Raw genomic sequence first — 16586 nt, 5'->3', positions numbered from 1 at the left:
CCAACACTCGATGGGCGCCCCGCGCGCCAGGTTGTCCGTGCATCGCCGCAGGCCCATAAGCCTTAAGCGCGGCAGTTGGATCAGCCTGTTCGCCATGCTGATGATCTTTATCGGTCCGCTGATTTCCCAAGCGATGCCGATGAATCAGCACGCCGGTATGTCCATGAGCATGTCCATGGACATGCCCGAGTGCCACGGCGAACCGCAACAGCGTCCGACGCAAAAACAGGCCCCCGACGAACACCACGTCCTCTGGGAAAAGTGCGGCTATTGCAGCCTGCTCTTCAGTTGCCCGGCACTGCCTGGCAGCGTGTCCCACGTCACCCTCGGCGCCCCACCGCCGATCAACGCCCTCATCCCCTCACCGCGCCTGGGCCATGCCCGGCAGAGCATTTTCCCCGGCGCACGCAGCCGTGCCCCGCCCATCGCCGCGTAAGCACTCAATACCGTTACCTCACCCCGGCCGACTTTAGACAGACAGCCGCAGGCTGCTGGCCGTGTTGTTTACGATTGATCGATGGAATTTTTCATGTCCAGGTTTTCTGCTGACACCCGTTTGGGAAGCACCTCCGTGTTCGCCGTTTTGTGCGGCGCGCTCTTGATGCCACAGGCCCATGCCGATACCGATGAGCACGCCGAGCACGAACTGAGCCCCACCGTGATCACGGCGATCGCGCCCAGCTCGCCGCTGACGGTGGTCACCAACCCGAAAGACCCACGCCAGCCGGTGCCCGCCAGCGATGGCGGCGACTACCTCAAGACCATCCCCGGTTTCGCCCTGGTGCGCAACGGCGGCACCAATGGCGACCCGGTATTGCGCGGCATGTTCGGCTCACGCCTGAACATCCTCACCAACGGCAGCATGATGCTCGGCGCCTGCCCCGGCCGGATGGACGCGCCTACGTCGTACATTTCCCCGGAAACCTACGACAAACTCACCGTGATCAAAGGCCCGCAAACCGTGCTCTGGGGCCCGGGCGCATCGGCGGGCACCGTCCTGTTCGAGCGCGAGCCCGAGCACTTCGGCGAACTGGGCACGCGGCTCAACGCCAGCGTGCTGGCCGGCTCCAACGGGCGCTTCGACAAAGTCGTCGATGCCGCTGCCGGCGGGCCCCTGGGCTACGTGCGGGTGATCGGCAACCAAGCGCACTCCGACGACTACAAGGACGGCAATAACAACACGGTTGCCTCGCGTTACGACAAGTGGAACGGCGACGTCGCAGTCGGTTTCACTCCCGACGCCGACACCCTGCTCGAACTCAGCGCTGGCCGCGGCGATGGCGAGGCGCGCTACGCCGGGCGCGGTATGGACGGCTCACAGTTCCTGCGCGAAAGCCTGGGGCTGCGCTTCGAGAAGTCCAACATCGGCGAGGTGTTGGACAAGGTCGAAGCCCAGGTCTACTACAACTACGCCGACCACGTAATGGACAACTACAGCCTGCGCGTCCCGTCGGGCACCGGGATGATGGCCGGCCCCATGGCCTCCAACGTCGACCGCCGCACCCTCGGTGCGCGGATCAAGGCGACCTGGCGCTGGGCCGACCTGCAACTGATCGGCGGCCTGGATGCGCAGACCAACGAACACCGCCAGCGCAGCAGCATGGGCGTCGACACCTACAAGGAGTTGCCGCGCAACAAGGACGCCAATTTCCATAACTACGGCGTCTTCGGCGAACTGACCTGGTACGCCGCCGACCGCGACCGCCTGATCACCGGCGCACGCCTGGACCGCGCCTCGGCCAAGGACTTCCGCCAAACCATCGGTTCAGGCATGTCGGCGCGCCCCAACCCGACCGCCGATGACACCCGCGCCGACACCCTGCCCTCGGGCTTCATGCGTTATGAGCACGACCTGGCAGACACCCCGACCACGCTCTACGCCGGGCTGGGCCACGCCGAGCGCTTCCCGGATTACTGGGAACTGTTTTCCGCCAACACCGGCGCGGCCGGTTCGGTCAATGCGTTCGATGGCGTGAAGCCGGAGAAAACCACTCAGCTCGACTTCGGCGCGCAATACAAGACCGCTGACCTCGAAGCCTGGGCCTCGGGTTATATCGGCCAGGTGCGCGACTTCATCCTCTTCGACTACCAGGCCGGAATGATGGGCACCACGTCCCAGGCGCGTAACGTCGACGCACGGATCATGGGCGGCGAACTGGGCGCGGCGTACAAGCTGACCCAACACTGGAAGGCCGACGCCACCCTCGCCTATGCCTGGGGCAAGAACAGCAGCGACGGCAAGCCCCTGCCGCAAATGCCGCCGCTGGATGCGCGCCTGGGCCTGACCTACAGCGAGGACGACTGGAGCGCCGGCGCCTTGTGGCGAGTGGTCGCCGCGCAAAACCGCATCGACCCGAACAAAGGCAACGTGGTCGGCAAGGACTACGACAAGAGCAGCGGCTTTGGCGTGTTCTCGCTGAACGCGGCGTACCGCATCAATAAAAACTTCAAGGTCAGCACCGGCGTCGACAACCTGTTCGGCAAAGCCTACGCCGAGCATTTGAACCTGGCCGGCAACGCCGGGTTCGGCTACCCGGCCAACGATCCGCAGGCCATCAATGAGCCGGGGCGCACGCTCTGGACCAAGGTCGACATGAGCTTCTAAAGCATCGGGGGCAAGCCCCCTCCCACACCTGAAATGCATTCTAAATGTGGGAGGGGGCTTGCCCCCGATGGCGGTGTAACTGACCCCAAAAAACAAAACCTTGCGGAGCCCTGATGAGCACACAAAAAATCTCCTTCTACAACCTGGCCTGGCGTTGGCACTTCTACGCCGGGCTGTTTGTCGCCCCCTTCATGGTGCTGCTGGCGTTGACCGGCATCATCTACCTGTTCAAGCCCCAGCTCGACCCGCTGATGTACGGCGACCTGCTCACCGTCCCCGCCGCCGAACACGCGCTGAGCGCCGACGAGCAACTGCAGCGCGCCAAGGCCGCCTACCCGCGGGGCACGCTCAGCAAATACCTGCCACCGGCCGACGCCACCAGCAGCGCCCAGTTCGTCATGCACGACGGCGGCCGCGAAGTGACGGTGTTCGTCGACCCGTATCGCGGCACCGTGCTCGGCACGCAGGACGCGAAAAACAACCTGCAAGCCATCGCCCGCGCCCTGCACGGCGAGTTGATGATCGGCACCGTGGGTGATCGCCTGATCGAGCTCGCCGCCGGCTGGGGCGTGATGCTGGTGATCTCCGGCGTGTACTTGTGGTGGCCGCGCGGCAAGTCATCGTCCGGCGTGCTGTGGCCGCGTTTCACCACCCGTGGCCGGGTGTTCTGGCGCGACCTGCACGTGGTCACCGGCTTCTGGGGCGCCGCGTTGTTGCTGGTGATGCTGCTCAGCGGCATGGCCTGGACCGGCTTCTGGGGCAAGCAATACGCCGAGCTGTGGAACCGCTTCCCGGCGGCGATGTGGAACAGCGTGCCGACCTCCGATCAACAGGCCCGCGTGCTCAACACCGCGACACAACAGACCGTGCCCTGGGCCCTGGAAAACACACCGATGCCGGTGTCCGGCGACCATGCCGAACACATGAACCACGGCGCGATGCATGCCGCCCCTGCCGCGCCCACCATCCGCCTGCAACAAGTGGTCGACCTGGCCACCGCACGCAAGGTCGAACCCGGCTACAGCATCACCCCGCCCACCACTGCCGAGGGCGTATTCACTGTCGCCGTATTCGCCAACGACCCGCGCAATGACGCGACCCTGCATGTGGACCAGTACACCGGCAAGGTCCTGGCCGATGTGCGCTGGGAACACTACAACGGCGTGGCGCGAGCGACCGAGACCGGCGTGATGTTGCACGAGGGCAAGATGTTCGGCTGGGTCAATCAACTGATCGTGCTGCTGATCTGCCTGATGATCCTGCTCAGCGCCGTCAGCGGCGTGGTGATCTGGTGGAAGCGGCGACCGGCGGGCGGCCTGGGTGTGCCGCCGTTGCGTCATGACCTGCCGAAGTGGAAAACCGCGATGGTGATCATGCTCGGGTTGGCGATCATCTTTCCGTTGGTGGGCGCGTCGTTGATCGTCGTGTGGGCATTGGATCGCCTGCTGCTGTCGCGGCTGTTGGCGCAACCCTCGCGCGCTTGACGCCGACGCCGCCGTGGATCGGTCGATCCACGGCGGCCGGCTTCGGCAGCGCTGAACACCTGTCAGAGTTCGTCCTTGTCGCGACCGTACAGCACGGCCTGCGGGTCCGGCTCGGCGAGTACATCCTTGACCTGCCATTCCGCGCCCAGTGCGCCCGGACGCGTCCAGAAGGCATCGGTTTCCAGCACGGCCAGCATGCCGGCCTCGCGCAAGCCGCTGACCAGCACGCTGGGCAACGGTGATGCGTCGACACTCAGCAGTCGCGTCTCATCCTCCGTGAAACCCGGCACATACTTCAGGAGCGCACCGCCGCGACACGACAGATACACACTGTCGGCGACCGGACGGTTACTGCCGATGATGTCCAGGTACAGGCGCAGATCATCCTTGTCGACAAAGTTGTCCAGCAAGCGCTGATCCAGCGACGGCAGATTCAGACGCAAAGGGATGACTTTGTAAAACGCCTGCAGCGCTTTGATGGTGTAGAAGAACAGCGGGTGATCGGGCGTGACATCGAAGCCGAGATGGCCGAACCAGAACAGTTGTGAAATCGTGTCCGCCAGCCACGCACGGTGGTCCTCCACCGGCTCAAGCGCGACAAACCCCCGCCCCTTTGGCGGCGCCAGCACGGCGCCGAGGTATTCGCGGCCCTTGAAGCTGCCCAGCTGTTTTTCGGCCCAGCGTGCGGCGTCGTCGGCATGGTTGAACAGCGGCCCGCAAAATGACAGAAAGTGCGGGTTGTCCTGCACCGGCCAGGGCGCGGTGTTGGGCTGCCATTGCGCGGTAACGGCTTGTTCCTTGCCCCACACCACGCTTCTGACACGCACATACAACTCGCCCTGGGTCGCAAGCCCGCGCACGTAGTCGGCAACCGTCGCGGTGCCGGCCAGCAACTTAGGCTCGAGGGTTCTGGCCTCGGCGTTCAGCGCACTCAGCGATTGCCGCCCGTTCTTGGTGAATGAATACCTCAGCAGCGCGCCGTCGGCGCACAGCAGGTAGAGCGGCAGGGCACCGTTACCCGCCAGGCTGCTGACAAAATTGACGCCGTTGGCCAGGGCCTGGGGCGAGAAAAAGCTCAGCGCCATGGCATCGTTCGATGGCGCAATCGCCACGGTAGAGGCGCACAAATACAAGCCCTCCAGCGTATACCCCTGGGGCAACAAACCATCGACGAAGACCTGCTCGAAGCGCGTGTAGTCGCCGCGCACCAACGGTAACGTCGTCATATAGGCCTGCTTGCGCGCGTCCTTGAGTACATAACCGAACCGCAACTGCGCCTGCGGCGACGCCAACCGCTGTGCATAACGCACGGCGTCGTAAGCCTGGGTAAAGATCGGGCTGCATGGCGCATCGGCAAACACCTGCTTGATCGCCAGCGCCGCCTGGGAGACCACGTTCGGCACGAACGGCGCGCTCAACCGTCGCGGATAGCCCCACAGATGATTACCGTTGACCACCTGTAAATCGCCGGCCTTCGCCACCTGTGTGACGAAGTCGACCGGGGCCAGCGCGCCGCTGCGCAGTTGCCGTTCGATTTGATTGTCCGCGACATCCTCCCTGACCAGGTTCAAGGCCGCCAACGTCGGCTTGAGCGCCTCCTCCTCAGGGGACCCCGTCAGTTGGTAACTCAGGATCACACCCTCGGGGCCGAACAGGTATTCGCGCTTGATGTGGACTTTACGGCGCAGCAGGTCCGACAACACGCTGGTGGGCAACATGCTCTGGTAGACGGCTTTTTGGGTGGCCGACAACAGTATCTGCGTCTCCTGCCTGAGCACTGAGCGATACCGCGCGACGATGGTACTTCCCGGCGGATACAGCCCTTGCGTAATCGCCGACTCAGGGTAAATCCAGTTCAGTGCAAACCCCTGGGGCGGCACCACCAGCGGATCAGTCGCCACGAACAAGCCATCGGGCAGCCTGAGCAAGACGCCGCCATAGGTGCGGCGCCGGCCTTCACCGACAATGGCCGCGGCATAACGCGCCGCATCGTCCGGGTTGGCAAACGCCGGGCCAACGCGGCGTCGGGTCAGGTTTTCGTAGCCGGACCAGGTGCGCGGCACCCGCCCGTGTTTGTCCCAGCATTGGCTGGTGCGCACCACGTTGAGTTCCCCGCCGTTGGCCCACTCCCGGACAAATGTCTGCGTCGTCTTCTGACCGGAGGCCAACGCGGTACTGGCCGCTTCAAAGGCGCTTTCCACCGGCCCGCCGCTGCCCACGTTGAAGGGCAGCGGTACGAATCGCAACAAGGCCCCCTCTTGCGTCGAAAAATACACCGGCAGGTTTCTACCGCTGTTGTATTTCGCCCCTCTGCGCTTGCTCTCGTAAATCGCCTCGTACAACACCATCGGCATCACAAAATAGCGGGTCAGCCAAGCACTGGACGCCGACAGCCCGCTCGGCTGCCATTGCTGCGAGCGAAACAGCCCGCAGAGCACAAACCCATCAGGAAACCGATAGTCACTCGCTTGTGTCGGGGCAAACACACTGTTGAGATTGAACAACTTGGCCTGTTGATTGACACCCACCACCTCGGTGGCCACGTAGTGCGCCGTTTCCTTGTGCTTGAGGATAAAACCAAAGTACGCCTGCTCGGGCAGGTTGCGCCCATGGACCCGCGCATGCAGATCACGGGCGGCTTCATCCGCCGTGCTGAACAGCGCGCCATAGGTGGCATAGTCGGGTGCGCCGAGCCTGGGCGCATAGTCGAAAGACGGCGTCCAATCCTTATAGATCGGCGAACGCGGGCCCCATAACGGGTTGCCTTGGACCACCCGCAAATCAGCCGCCTCAGCTAACCTGGCGACCCACAGTGCGGGCTTGAAAAACCCGCTGTCCATGCGCTTTTGGGCCACGCTGCCACCCGGTTTCGGCGCGGTGGCGGTTAACAGCAGTGCCTCCTGCGCGGAGCCGCTCGGGGTGTACGCCAGCAAACAGTCCTCGGCCCCCGACAAGTACGCAGGGCGCCCTGACTGGATCACGTCGTGGAGTTCAGCGGCGTCAAAAATCTGCAGGTTGATGAGGGCGTCTTCGCGCGTCCAGTCGCGTTGCTTGACCCAGCCGGGGTCAACCATCGACAGCGCCGGGTGGGAGCCGTAACGGCCGTGAACGAAGTACGGCTCGGGCGGGATCAACGGGCCCGGTATATCCGCCGAAAAAAACAGCTTATGGGCGAACGGGTTGGGGTCGCTTGCCTGGGGCTGGGTGATGAAGAAGCGGCCGTCCTTGTCCTTGAGTATGTAGCCGCCGTAGGCACGGTCGCGCCGTGAGCCGATCTGCTCGTGGGCATAGACGGCCGCGTCGTGCGCGCCAATAAAGGGCGGGCTTAATACCGCCTGATGGAAACCGTTCAACACCGCCGAGCGATTGTCCACCGCACCGACCGTGCGCCAGAGCAACCCAGCCTCGACCACTGACAACGCCGTCGCGGCAATCACCCGACGCACGTAGTCGCGCGGGCTGAGGGTGCCGGCCTTCAGCGCGGCCTGGGCACCATTGTCGTCGAGCAGGCCATCGCGGCCCTCTTTGACCAGCCCGCCGGCATCACTCGCCAGTGGCACCTTGAGTACAAGCAGTGCGTCATCCGAGGTTTGAATGTAAAGGCGCAAACCTCGGCTGCTGTTCTGTATGTCCTGGGTCGCTTCTGACTGCGTGATCGCCGCCACCAACTCCGCAGGCGTCGGGAATGTGGCGTACAACCAGGGCTCGTTTTCGGGGATATCCGTTGGCTCGGGTTTAGAGCGGTAGTAGAGGGCTTCCAGCCGAAAGTTGGAGGGCAGCTTCAGTTTGCCCGGGGCTCGCTCGGGGAACAGCCCTGCTGCGGCGAACAAGGGCGGGCGCGCCTCCTCTGGAAAAGTCGCCACATAGCGTTCGTCCGTCAGATGCTTGAGCACAACCCCGAAGGTGCGACGGTCGGGCGTCGTCGGGGCATGACGCTGCGCCGCACTCACCGCCGCTTCAGCGCTGCCGAGGAGCGCGGTAAACAAGGGCTGGCGGGTCACGGCGTTAGACGTGAACGGCTCGAACACCACCCAATCCGCCGGCACCGTGCCGATGGAGCCGCCCCACAATGCAGTGGGTACGATCAGGCTCAACTCGCCCAGGGTGGAGAGCTTCTTCACGAACTCGCTGAACGGGCCATACACCCCCACCGCGTTGCCGGCCGGCTTGCCCGCGCCGATCCACAGCGCGAAACTTCGCTCCCTTGGCGAGCCACTGGGCGCATAGCGCATCAGCGAGCCGTCCGGCCCGGACAGATACGCCGCCGGGAAAAACTGCCGCTCATTGACGTCGTAAAAGAAGTCGGCCGACGAAAAAAAATTCACGAACGCTTTGACCATGCGCTCATCCATCGAGGGGTCGTCCCGGGCGACTTGCGCATGGATCGCCGGGTGCGAATGGTAGCTGGCCACACAGGTGTAGCCCTTGGGTTGCTGATAAAAACCGTCGGCACCGACCGCCAGGACCTTGAGCAAGTCGAACGCCTGTTTTTCCCCAGGCACAGGCTCGGTCGCCAGATACTTGCCCGTCGCCCCACGCACAATCACCCCGCCGTACTCACGGTCTCTTTTGGCACCGATCCGGGTGTGCGCCCAGTAAGCCGCATCTTCTTCCTTTAAAAATTCCGGGCTCAGCAATGGCAGGCTCGCAGCGCCCCTGCGTGAACCGGCGGCACGTTCTTCCCGCGATAATCTGATAGCCATAAACACTCCCTGTAGAACACCTGAATCGATGTTGTCAGGGGGCATTCTTGTCACGCCGAACCCGGCTCAAGCGGTAGCTAATTAACCAACGCCCAAAACAGCCCCTTTAGGGTGCGCGAGCGTGCACGGCGCGCCCGTAACGGCGCCGAACTGGTGCACCGATGCCCCTCAACGCATGTGCATCGCTGCACGCGCCCCCGCGAATACGCACCTCGGCACAGCCTTTGCAAAAGCCTGTGCAACGCCCTCATAACAACATCGAGTTCACGGAGATCGCACCATGAAGCGTCGCAGCTTGATCAAGGCTTTCACACTCACAGCATCGATTGCCGCCATGGGCATGACCTGGACCGTGCAGGCCGCCGAGACCATCAAGGTCGGCATCCTGCATTCGTTGTCCGGCACCATGGCCATCTCCGAAACCTCGCTCAAAGACATGGCGCTGATGACCATCGACGAGATCAACGCCAAGGGCGGTGTGAACGGCAAGATGCTGGAGCCTGTGGTAGTGGACCCGGCGTCGAACTGGCCGCTGTTCGCCGAAAAAGGCCGGCAGTTGCTGACCCAGGACAAGGTCGCCGTGGTATTCGGCTGCTGGACCTCGGTGTCGCGCAAATCGGTGTTGCCGGTGTTCGAAGAGCTCAACGGCCTGCTGTTCTACCCGGTGCAATACGAAGGCGAAGAGATGTCGCCGAACGTGTTCTATACCGGTGCGGCGCCGAACCAACAGGCGATCCCGGCGGTGGAATACCTGATGAGCGAAGAAGGCGGCAGCGCCAAGCGTTTCTTCCTGCTGGGCACCGACTACGTGTACCCGCGCACCACCAACAAGATCCTGCGCTCGTTCCTGCATTCCAAGGGCGTTGCGGATAAAGACATCGAAGAGGTCTACACCCCGTTCGGCCACGCCGATTACCAGACCATCGTCGCCAACATCAAGAAGTTCTCCGCCGGCGGCAAGACGGCGGTGATCTCCACCGTCAATGGCGACTCCAACGTGCCGTTCTACAAGGAACTGGCCAACCAGGGCCTGAAGGCCACCGACGTGCCGGTGGTGGCCTTCTCGGTGGGCGAAGAAGAACTGCGCGGCATCGACACCAAGCCGCTGGTGGGCAACCTCGCTGCCTGGAACTACTTCCAGTCAGTGGAGAACCCGGTGAACACCAAGTTCGTCGCCGACTGGAAAGCCTACGCCAAGAAACACAACCTGCCGGGCGCGGACAAAGCCGTGACCAACGACCCGATGGAAGCCACCTACGTGGGCATTCATATGTGGGCACAGGCGGCGGAGCAGGCCAAGTCCACCGACGTCGACAAAGTGCGTGAAGCCCTCGCCGGCCAGACCTTCGCCGCGCCGTCGGGCTTCACCCTGACCATGGACAAGACCAACCACCACCTGCACAAGCCGGTGATGATCGGTGAGATCCAGGCCGACGGGCAGTTCTCGGTGGTCTGGCAGACCCAGGAACCGATCCGCGCACAGCCATGGAGCCCGTACATCCCCGGCAACGACAAGAAACCTGATTACGCCGTGAAAAGTAACTAAAGCCCCGCCACGGACCCTTGTGGGAGGGGGCTTGCCCCCGATAGCGGTGGATCAGTCAGCACATGCATTGCCTGACACATCGCTATCGGGGGCAAGCTCCCTCCCACATAAAGCCGACCCGTGCATGCTCAGGACATTTTGTTATGCCCACTGCCGTCTACCGCTTCATCCTCACGGCCCTGCTGTTGCTGCCTTTCGGCGCACACGCCGGTGACGCCGAAGATTTCCTTGCCGCCAACCCGACACAACAAGCCAAACTGCTCCAGGACTGGGCCGCCCAGCCCGACCCGGCGCGCATCGAGTTGGTGGACGCCCTGCAACAAGGCCAACTCACGGTCAATGGCGAAACCAAGACCGTGCGCCTGAACAACCGCCTGCGCGGTCTGATCGACAACGTACAGGCCAGCCAGCAACTGCTCGCCGCCGACCCCAAGGTGCGCCTCGCGGCCGCGCAAACCCTGCAAAAAACCGCGCAACCGGCGCAGCTCAAATTCCTCGACCAGCGCGTCGCCGCCGAAACCGTCGAAGACGTCCACACCGCCCTCAGCCTGGCCCTGGCCAACCTGCAATTGGTAGACGCCGACCCGGCGGTGCGCCTCGCCGCCGTGCGCTTGCTCGGCAGCACCGGCGACCCGCTGGCCCGCACACGCCTCGAAACCCTGCTCGCCCCCGGCGTGGAAACCGACGCTGCGGTGCATACCGCCGCCGAGACCAGCCTGGCCCAGGTCAAACGCAAATTGATGCTGGGCGAGATCCTCGGCCAGGCCTTCAGCGGCATGTCCCTCGGTTCGATCCTGTTGCTCGCGGCCTTGGGCCTGGCGATCACGTTCGGCCTGCTGGGCGTGATCAACATGGCCCACGGCGAGATGCTGATGCTCGGCGCGTATTCCACCTATGTGGTGCAGTTGCTGATGCAGCGCTACGTGCCGCACGCCATCGAGTTCTACCCGCTGATCGCGCTGCCGGTGGCGTTTTTCGTCACCGCCGCCATCGGCATGGCCCTGGAGCGCACGGTGATTCGTCACCTGTACGGCCGCCCCCTGGAAACCCTGCTCGCCACCTGGGGCATCAGCCTGATGCTGATCCAACTGGTGCGCCTGGTGTTCGGCGCGCAGAACGTCGAAGTGGCCAACCCCGCCTGGCTGTCCGGCGGCATTCAAGTGCTGCCCAACCTGGTGCTGCCGTACAACCGCATCGTGATCATCGCCTTCGCCCTGTGCGTGGTGGTGCTGACCTGGCTGCTGCTGAACAAGACGCGCCTGGGCCTCAACGTGCGCGCCGTCACCCAGAACCGCAACATGGCCGCCTGCTGCGGCGTGCCCACCGGGCGCGTGGACATGCTCGCGTTTGGCCTGGGCTCCGGCATCGCCGGGTTGGGCGGCGTGGCGCTGAGCCAGATCGGCAACGTCGGCCCGGACCTGGGCCAGAGCTACATCATCGATTCCTTCCTGGTCGTGGTACTCGGCGGTGTCGGCCAATTGGCCGGCAGCGTGATGGCCGCGTTCGGCCTGGGGATCGCCAACAAGATCCTCGAACCGCAGATCGGCGCCGTGCTCGGCAAGATCCTGATCCTTGCGCTGATCATTCTGTTTATCCAGAAACGCCCGCAAGGCCTCTTCGCACTGAAAGGACGGGTGATCGACTGATGAACCAGCCATTGATGCTCACGGCCACACAAAAGGCCGGCCCCAAGCTGACGATTGCCGTCGGCGCTGTGATCCTGATCCTGCTGCTGACCCTGCCGCTGTGTTCGCTGTTGTCGCCGGACAATCCGCTGCACGTCTCGGCTTACACGCTGACGTTGGTGGGCAAGATTCTCTGCTATGCCATCGTGGCGCTCGCGCTCGACCTCGTGTGGGGTTACGCCGGGATGTTGTCCCTCGGCCACGGCTTGTTCTTCGCCCTCGGCGGTTACGCCATGGGTATGTACCTGATGCGCCAGGCCTCCGGCGATGAGTTGCCGGCGTTCATGACCTTCTTGTCGTGGACCGAATTGCCCTGGTACTGGGTCGGCACCGAGCACTTCCTCTGGGCCTTGTGCCTGGTGGTGTTGGCGCCGGGGTTGCTGGCGCTGGTGTTCGGCTTCTTCGCCTTTCGCTCGCGGATCAAGGGCGTGTATTTCTCGATCATGACCCAGGCCCTGACCTTCGCCGGGATGCTGCTGTTCTTTCGCAACGAGACCGGCTTCGGCGGCAATAACGGCTTTACCAATTTCCGCAGCATCCTCGGCTTCGGTATTACCGAACCGGGCACGCGCGCGGCGTTGTTTGTGGCCACCGTGCTGTTGCTGGTGAGCAGCCTGTACATCGGCTGGCGCCTGGCCCGCAGCAAGTTCGGCCGGGTACTGACCGCCTTGCGCGATGCCGAGAACCGCCTGATGTTCTGCGGCTACGACCCGCGTGGCTTCAAGCTGTTCGTGTGGGTGTTGAGCGCGGTGCTGTGCGGCCTGGCGGGGGCGCTGTACGTGCCGCAGGTGGGCATCATCAACCCCAGCGAAATGTCGCCGACCAATTCCATCGAAGCCGCCGTGTGGGTGGCCTTGGGTGGGCGCGGCACCTTGATCGGGCCGCTGCTCGGTGCCGGGGTGGTGAACGGCATGAAGAGCTGGTTCACCGTGGCGTTCCCGGAGTATTGGCTGTTCTTCCTGGGGGCGCTGTTCATCATCGTCACCCTGTATTTGCCCAAGGGCGTGATCGGGCTGTTGAAGAAACGGGGTGAACAATGAGAGTCACGGCGACCGCAGAATTTATGCTCGAACCTATTCTCGACGCCGGCAGCGGCCGCGATGCGATCGGCATCGGCCAGGCCGCCGGCACGGGCCTCAACACGCGCCACGGCACGATCCTGACCCTGGAAGACATCAGCGTCAGCTTCGACGGCTTCAAGGCACTCAACGCCTTGAACCTGTACATCAGCGTCGGCGAGTTGCGCTGCATCATCGGCCCCAACGGCGCGGGCAAAACCACGCTGATGGACGTGATCACCGGCAAGACCCGGCCCAGCCACGGCAACGCCTGGTTCGGTGAAACCCTCGACCTGACCGCGATGAGCGAAGTGCAGATCGCCCAGGCCGGCATCGGCCGCAAGTTCCAGAAACCCACGGTGTTCGAAGCCTTGAGCGTGTTCGAAAACCTGGAGCTGGCGCAGAAGACCGACAAGTCGGTGTGGGCCAGCCTGCGCGCACGCCTGAGCGGCGAGCAGAAAGACCGCATCGATGAAGTGCTCGACACCATCCGCCTGACCGCCTCGGTGCAGCGCCCGGCCGGCCTGCTGTCCCACGGCCAGAAGCAGTTCCTGGAAATCGGCATGCTGCTGATGCAAGACCCGCAACTGTTGCTGCTCGACGAACCGGTGGCGGGCATGACCGACGCCGAAACCGAATTCACCGCCGAACTGTTCAAGCGCCTGGCGGGCAAGCACTCGCTGATGGTGGTGGAGCACGACATGGGCTTTGTCGGTTCGATTGCCGACCATGTGACCGTGTTGCACCAGGGCAGCGTGCTGGCCGAAGGGTCGCTGGAACAGGTGCAGGAAAACGAGCGCGTGATCGAGGTGTACCTCGGGCGCTGAGTTCGCTTTTTCTGTAGGAGCGAGCTTGCTCGCGAAAATCGTTAACGATAACGCGGGCAGCCTGAATGCACGCGGCGCCCTCAGGTTTTTCGCGAGCAAGCTCGCTCCTACAGGGAATTGAGGAGATTTTGGATATGTTGCAAGTCGACAAGCTGCACCAATACTACGGCGGCAGCCACATCCTGCGCGGGCTGTCTTTTGACGTGAAGATCGGCGAAGTCACCTGCCTGCTCGGCCGTAACGGCGTGGGCAAGACTACCCTGCTCAAGTGCCTGATGGGCCTGCTGCCCGCCAAAGAGGGCGCGGTGAACTGGGAAGGCAAGGCCATCACCGGCTTCAAGCCGCACCAGCGCGTACACGCCGGGATCGCCTACGTGCCCCAGGGGCGCGAGATTTTCGGGCGGCTGACGGTGGAAGAAAACCTGCTGATGGGGCTGTCGCGCTTCCCCGGCGCCGAAGCCCGGGAAGTCCCGGCGTTTATCTATGAACTGTTCCCGGTGCTGCTGCAAATGAAGCACCGCCGTGGGGGTGACTTGTCCGGTGGCCAGCAACAGCAGTTGGCGATTGGCCGCGCGCTGGCGAGCCGCCCGCGCCTGTTGATTCTCGACGAGCCGACCGAAGGCATCCAGCCGTCGGTGATCAAGGAGATCGCGGCGGTGATCAAGAAACTCGCGGCCCGTGGCGACATGGCGATTCTGTTGGTGGAGCAGTTCTACGACTTTGCCGCCGAACTGGCCGACCAGTACCTGGTGATGTCGCGCGGTGAAATCGTCCAGCAAGGCCGTGGAGAAAATATGGAAAGCGACGGTGTGCGCGGTCTCGTAACCATCTAATCTGTAGCCTCCTAACGACAAGCACACGCCATGAACCTGCCCGTTTCCCCTGCCCTGTTCACCCCCAGCTGGCACGCCGAGCTGGAACTCGGCTACGCGCGTTTCGGCGACACCACGCGCCCGGTGATGCGTCGCCACCTCGGCCCGCTGCGCGTGCAAAAACACCTGTACGCCGAAGGCCCCGAGGTGTGCCAGCACATCATCGTGCATCCGCCCGGCGGGATTGCCGGCGGCGACCGCCTGGACATCCGCGCCCACGTCGCCGAGGGCGCTTGGGCGCAATTGACCAGCCCTGGCGCGGCCAAGTGGTACCGCGCCAGCGGCCCGGCGTTTCAGCAACTCGAGCTGAGCGTCGAGGCCGGCGCCACCCTGGAATGGCTGCCCCAGGAAACCATCGTGTTCAGCGCCGCCCAGGCCGAACTCAGCACACGCATCGCGCTGCACGGCGATGCGCGGCTGTTCTACTGGGACGTAGTCGCCCTGGGCCGCCCGGCCAGCGGCGAGCGCTTCGACCTCGGGCACTTTCAAGCGCACCTGGACATCCGCCGCGACGGCCAGTTGCTCTGGCACGAACGCCAGCGCATTGTGGGCGACGATGGCTTGCTCGACTCGCCGATCGGCCTGGACGGGCAACCGGTCTTCGCCACCTTGTTGCTGACCGGCGATATCGAGCCTGAGTTACTCGAACACTGCCGCTCGCTGCCCCACGCGGTGCGCGGCGACCTGACCCAACTGCCCGGCCTGCTGGTCGCCCGCTGCCTGGCGAGCGAAGCGCTGCTGGCGCGGGGCTGGTTGATTGATTTATGGCGGCTGTTGCGCCCGGCGGTGCTGGGGCGAGAGGCCGTGGCACCCCGAATCTGGAGCACATGAAGATCAAAATGTGGGAGGGGGCTTGCCCCCGATAGGGGAGTGTCAGGCAATGCATCTGTCACTGACCCACCACCATCGGGGGCAAGCCCCCTCCCACACTTGATCTCCATTGTATTTAAGAATGCATTTTATGAAGGACCTTGAACCATGGACCTGACCCCACGGGAAAAAGACAAACTGCTGATCTTCACCGCAGGCTTAGTCGCCGAACGGCGCCTGGCGCGCGGTGTGAAGCTCAACTACCCGGAAACCATCGCCTACATCTCCGCGGCGCTGATGGAAGGCGCCCGCGACGGCCGCACCGTGGCCGACCTGATGCACTTCGGCACCACCCTGCTCAGCCGCGAACAGGTGATGGAAGGCATCCCGGAAATGATCCCGGATATCCAGGTGGAAGCCACCTTCCCCGATGGCACCAAACTGGTGACCGTCCACCAACCCATCGCGTGAGGCCCCGCCATGATTCGTGATGCAACCGAGCACGACCTGCCCGCGATCCGCGACATCTACAACGACGCGGTGCTGAACACCACGGCGATCTGGAATGAGCAACTGGTGGACCTGGCCAACCGCCAGGCCTGGTTCAGCGCGCGCCAGGCGCAGCGCTACCCGATCCTGGTCGCGGTGGAAAACCACGAAGTGACGGGCTACGCCTCGTTCGGCGATTGGCGCCCCTTCGAAGGCTATCGCTACAGCGTCGAGCACTCGGTGTACGTGCGCAACGATCAGCGCGGCAAAGGCCTCGGCCCACGCCTGATGCAAACCCTGATCGAACGCGCCCGCGCCGGCGGCAAACACGTGATGGTCGCGGCCATTGAAAGCGGCAACCAGGCCTCGCTCCGCCTGCATGAGCGCCTGGGTTTCAGCACCACCGGGCAGATGCCGCAAGTGGGCATCAAGTTCGGCCGCTGGCTCGACCTGACCTTTATGCAACTGACCTTGAATCCGGGCGCCGAACCGCCCCAGGAGTGAGAT

The 16586-nt window shown here is 63.8% G+C and carries 12 protein-coding genes and 1 pseudogene; 12 read left to right on the top strand and 1 reads right to left on the bottom strand.

What is annotated here, in order from left to right:
• Positions 1–10: 10 nt before the first annotated feature.
• The 3 genes from ACS5Q8_RS02945 to ACS5Q8_RS02935 all read left to right on the top strand — a co-directional run bounded on the left by ACS5Q8_RS02945 (position 11) and on the right by ACS5Q8_RS02935 (position 4089).
• Positions 11–436 (top strand): DUF2946 domain-containing protein, encoded by a 426-nt coding sequence (locus ACS5Q8_RS02945; protein WP_426100339.1) that lies wholly within the window; start codon positions 11–13, stop codon positions 434–436.
• A 93-nt stretch (positions 437–529) separates the two neighbouring features.
• The gene (locus tag ACS5Q8_RS02940; RefSeq protein WP_465159815.1) at positions 530–2605 is read left to right on the top strand and encodes a TonB-dependent copper receptor; all 2076 of its coding nucleotides are present in this window, start codon (positions 530–532) and stop codon (positions 2603–2605) included.
• A 113-nt stretch (positions 2606–2718) separates the two neighbouring features.
• On the top strand, positions 2719–4089 hold the full coding sequence (locus ACS5Q8_RS02935; RefSeq protein ID WP_465159814.1) for a PepSY-associated TM helix domain-containing protein: 1371 nt from the start codon (positions 2719–2721) through the stop codon (positions 4087–4089).
• A 62-nt stretch (positions 4090–4151) separates the two neighbouring features.
• Here ACS5Q8_RS02935 and ACS5Q8_RS02930 read toward each other — a convergent pair whose 3' ends face one another.
• Positions 4152–8792 carry a DUF4329 domain-containing protein gene (locus ACS5Q8_RS02930; RefSeq protein ID WP_465159813.1) on the bottom strand — a complete coding sequence of 1547 codons (4641 nt, stop codon included), beginning with the start codon at positions 8790–8792 and terminating at the stop codon, positions 4152–4154.
• A gap of 280 nt (positions 8793–9072) precedes the next feature.
• Here ACS5Q8_RS02930 and urtA point away from each other — a divergent pair, with 280 nt between their 5' ends.
• The 9 genes and pseudogenes from urtA to ACS5Q8_RS02885 all read left to right on the top strand — a co-directional run bounded on the left by urtA (position 9073) and on the right by ACS5Q8_RS02885 (position 16583).
• Positions 9073–10338: an urea ABC transporter substrate-binding protein gene (gene urtA / locus ACS5Q8_RS02925; RefSeq protein ID WP_276196305.1), complete on the top strand. Its 1266-nt coding sequence runs from the start codon at positions 9073–9075 to the stop codon at positions 10336–10338.
• A 143-nt stretch (positions 10339–10481) separates the two neighbouring features.
• Positions 10482–11984: an urea ABC transporter permease subunit UrtB gene (gene urtB, locus ACS5Q8_RS02920; protein WP_443693558.1), complete on the top strand. Its 1503-nt coding sequence runs from the start codon at positions 10482–10484 to the stop codon at positions 11982–11984.
• Positions 11984–13063 carry an urea ABC transporter permease subunit UrtC gene (gene urtC, locus ACS5Q8_RS02915; RefSeq protein WP_247407981.1) on the top strand — a complete coding sequence of 360 codons (1080 nt, stop codon included), beginning with the start codon at positions 11984–11986 and terminating at the stop codon, positions 13061–13063. Before urtB ends, urtC begins: the two co-directional genes overlap by 1 nt.
• Positions 13060–13908, top strand: coding sequence for an urea ABC transporter ATP-binding protein UrtD (gene urtD / locus ACS5Q8_RS02910; protein ID WP_247407980.1), 849 nt, complete (start codon positions 13060–13062; stop codon positions 13906–13908). The genes urtC and urtD overlap by 4 nt, the downstream gene beginning before the upstream one ends.
• 25 nt (positions 13909–13933) lie before the next feature.
• Positions 13934–14020: pseudogene (locus ACS5Q8_RS02905) on the top strand (outer membrane lipoprotein carrier protein LolA); the annotation flags it as partial.
• Between the two features lie 22 nt (positions 14021–14042).
• Positions 14043–14741, top strand: a complete 699-nt coding sequence (urtE, locus tag ACS5Q8_RS02900) for an urea ABC transporter ATP-binding subunit UrtE (RefSeq protein ID WP_276196302.1) — start codon at positions 14043–14045, stop codon at positions 14739–14741.
• Positions 14742–14771: 30 nt separating this feature from the next.
• The gene (locus ACS5Q8_RS02895) at positions 14772–15611 is read left to right on the top strand and encodes an urease accessory protein UreD (RefSeq protein WP_443693561.1); all 840 of its coding nucleotides are present in this window, start codon (positions 14772–14774) and stop codon (positions 15609–15611) included.
• Positions 15612–15758: 147 nt separating this feature from the next.
• Positions 15759–16061, top strand: a complete 303-nt coding sequence (locus tag ACS5Q8_RS02890; protein ID WP_010213535.1) for an urease subunit gamma — start codon at positions 15759–15761, stop codon at positions 16059–16061.
• Positions 16062–16070: 9 nt separating this feature from the next.
• The gene (locus ACS5Q8_RS02885; protein ID WP_426100355.1) at positions 16071–16583 is read left to right on the top strand and encodes a GNAT family N-acetyltransferase; all 513 of its coding nucleotides are present in this window, start codon (positions 16071–16073) and stop codon (positions 16581–16583) included.
• Positions 16584–16586 lie beyond the last annotated feature (3 nt).

It is taken from the genome of Pseudomonas sp. PAMC25584 (genome assembly GCF_058135675.1).
This window is presented reverse-complemented; position numbering and strand designations above follow the sequence as displayed.

Bases quoted from the DNA above. Each gene is read 5' to 3' on its own strand.
- ACS5Q8_RS02945 (WP_426100339.1), top strand. From the start codon at position 11: ATGGGCGCCCCGCGCGCCAGGTTGTCCGTGCATCGCCGCAGGCCCATA.
- ACS5Q8_RS02940 (WP_465159815.1), top strand. From the start codon at position 530: ATGTCCAGGTTTTCTGCTGACACCCGTTTGGGAAGCACCTCCGTGTTC.
- ACS5Q8_RS02935 (WP_465159814.1), top strand. From the start codon at position 2,719: ATGAGCACACAAAAAATCTCCTTCTACAACCTGGCCTGGCGTTGGCAC.
- ACS5Q8_RS02930 (WP_465159813.1), bottom strand. From the start codon at position 8,792: ATGGCTATCAGATTATCGCGGGAAGAACGTGCCGCCGGTTCACGCAGG.
- urtA (WP_276196305.1), top strand. From the start codon at position 9,073: ATGAAGCGTCGCAGCTTGATCAAGGCTTTCACACTCACAGCATCGATT.
- urtB (WP_443693558.1), top strand. From the start codon at position 10,482: ATGCCCACTGCCGTCTACCGCTTCATCCTCACGGCCCTGCTGTTGCTG.
- urtC (WP_247407981.1), top strand. From the start codon at position 11,984: ATGAACCAGCCATTGATGCTCACGGCCACACAAAAGGCCGGCCCCAAG.
- urtD (WP_247407980.1), top strand. From the start codon at position 13,060: ATGAGAGTCACGGCGACCGCAGAATTTATGCTCGAACCTATTCTCGAC.
- urtE (WP_276196302.1), top strand. From the start codon at position 14,043: ATGTTGCAAGTCGACAAGCTGCACCAATACTACGGCGGCAGCCACATC.
- ACS5Q8_RS02895 (WP_443693561.1), top strand. From the start codon at position 14,772: ATGAACCTGCCCGTTTCCCCTGCCCTGTTCACCCCCAGCTGGCACGCC.
- ACS5Q8_RS02890 (WP_010213535.1), top strand. From the start codon at position 15,759: ATGGACCTGACCCCACGGGAAAAAGACAAACTGCTGATCTTCACCGCA.
- ACS5Q8_RS02885 (WP_426100355.1), top strand. From the start codon at position 16,071: ATGATTCGTGATGCAACCGAGCACGACCTGCCCGCGATCCGCGACATC.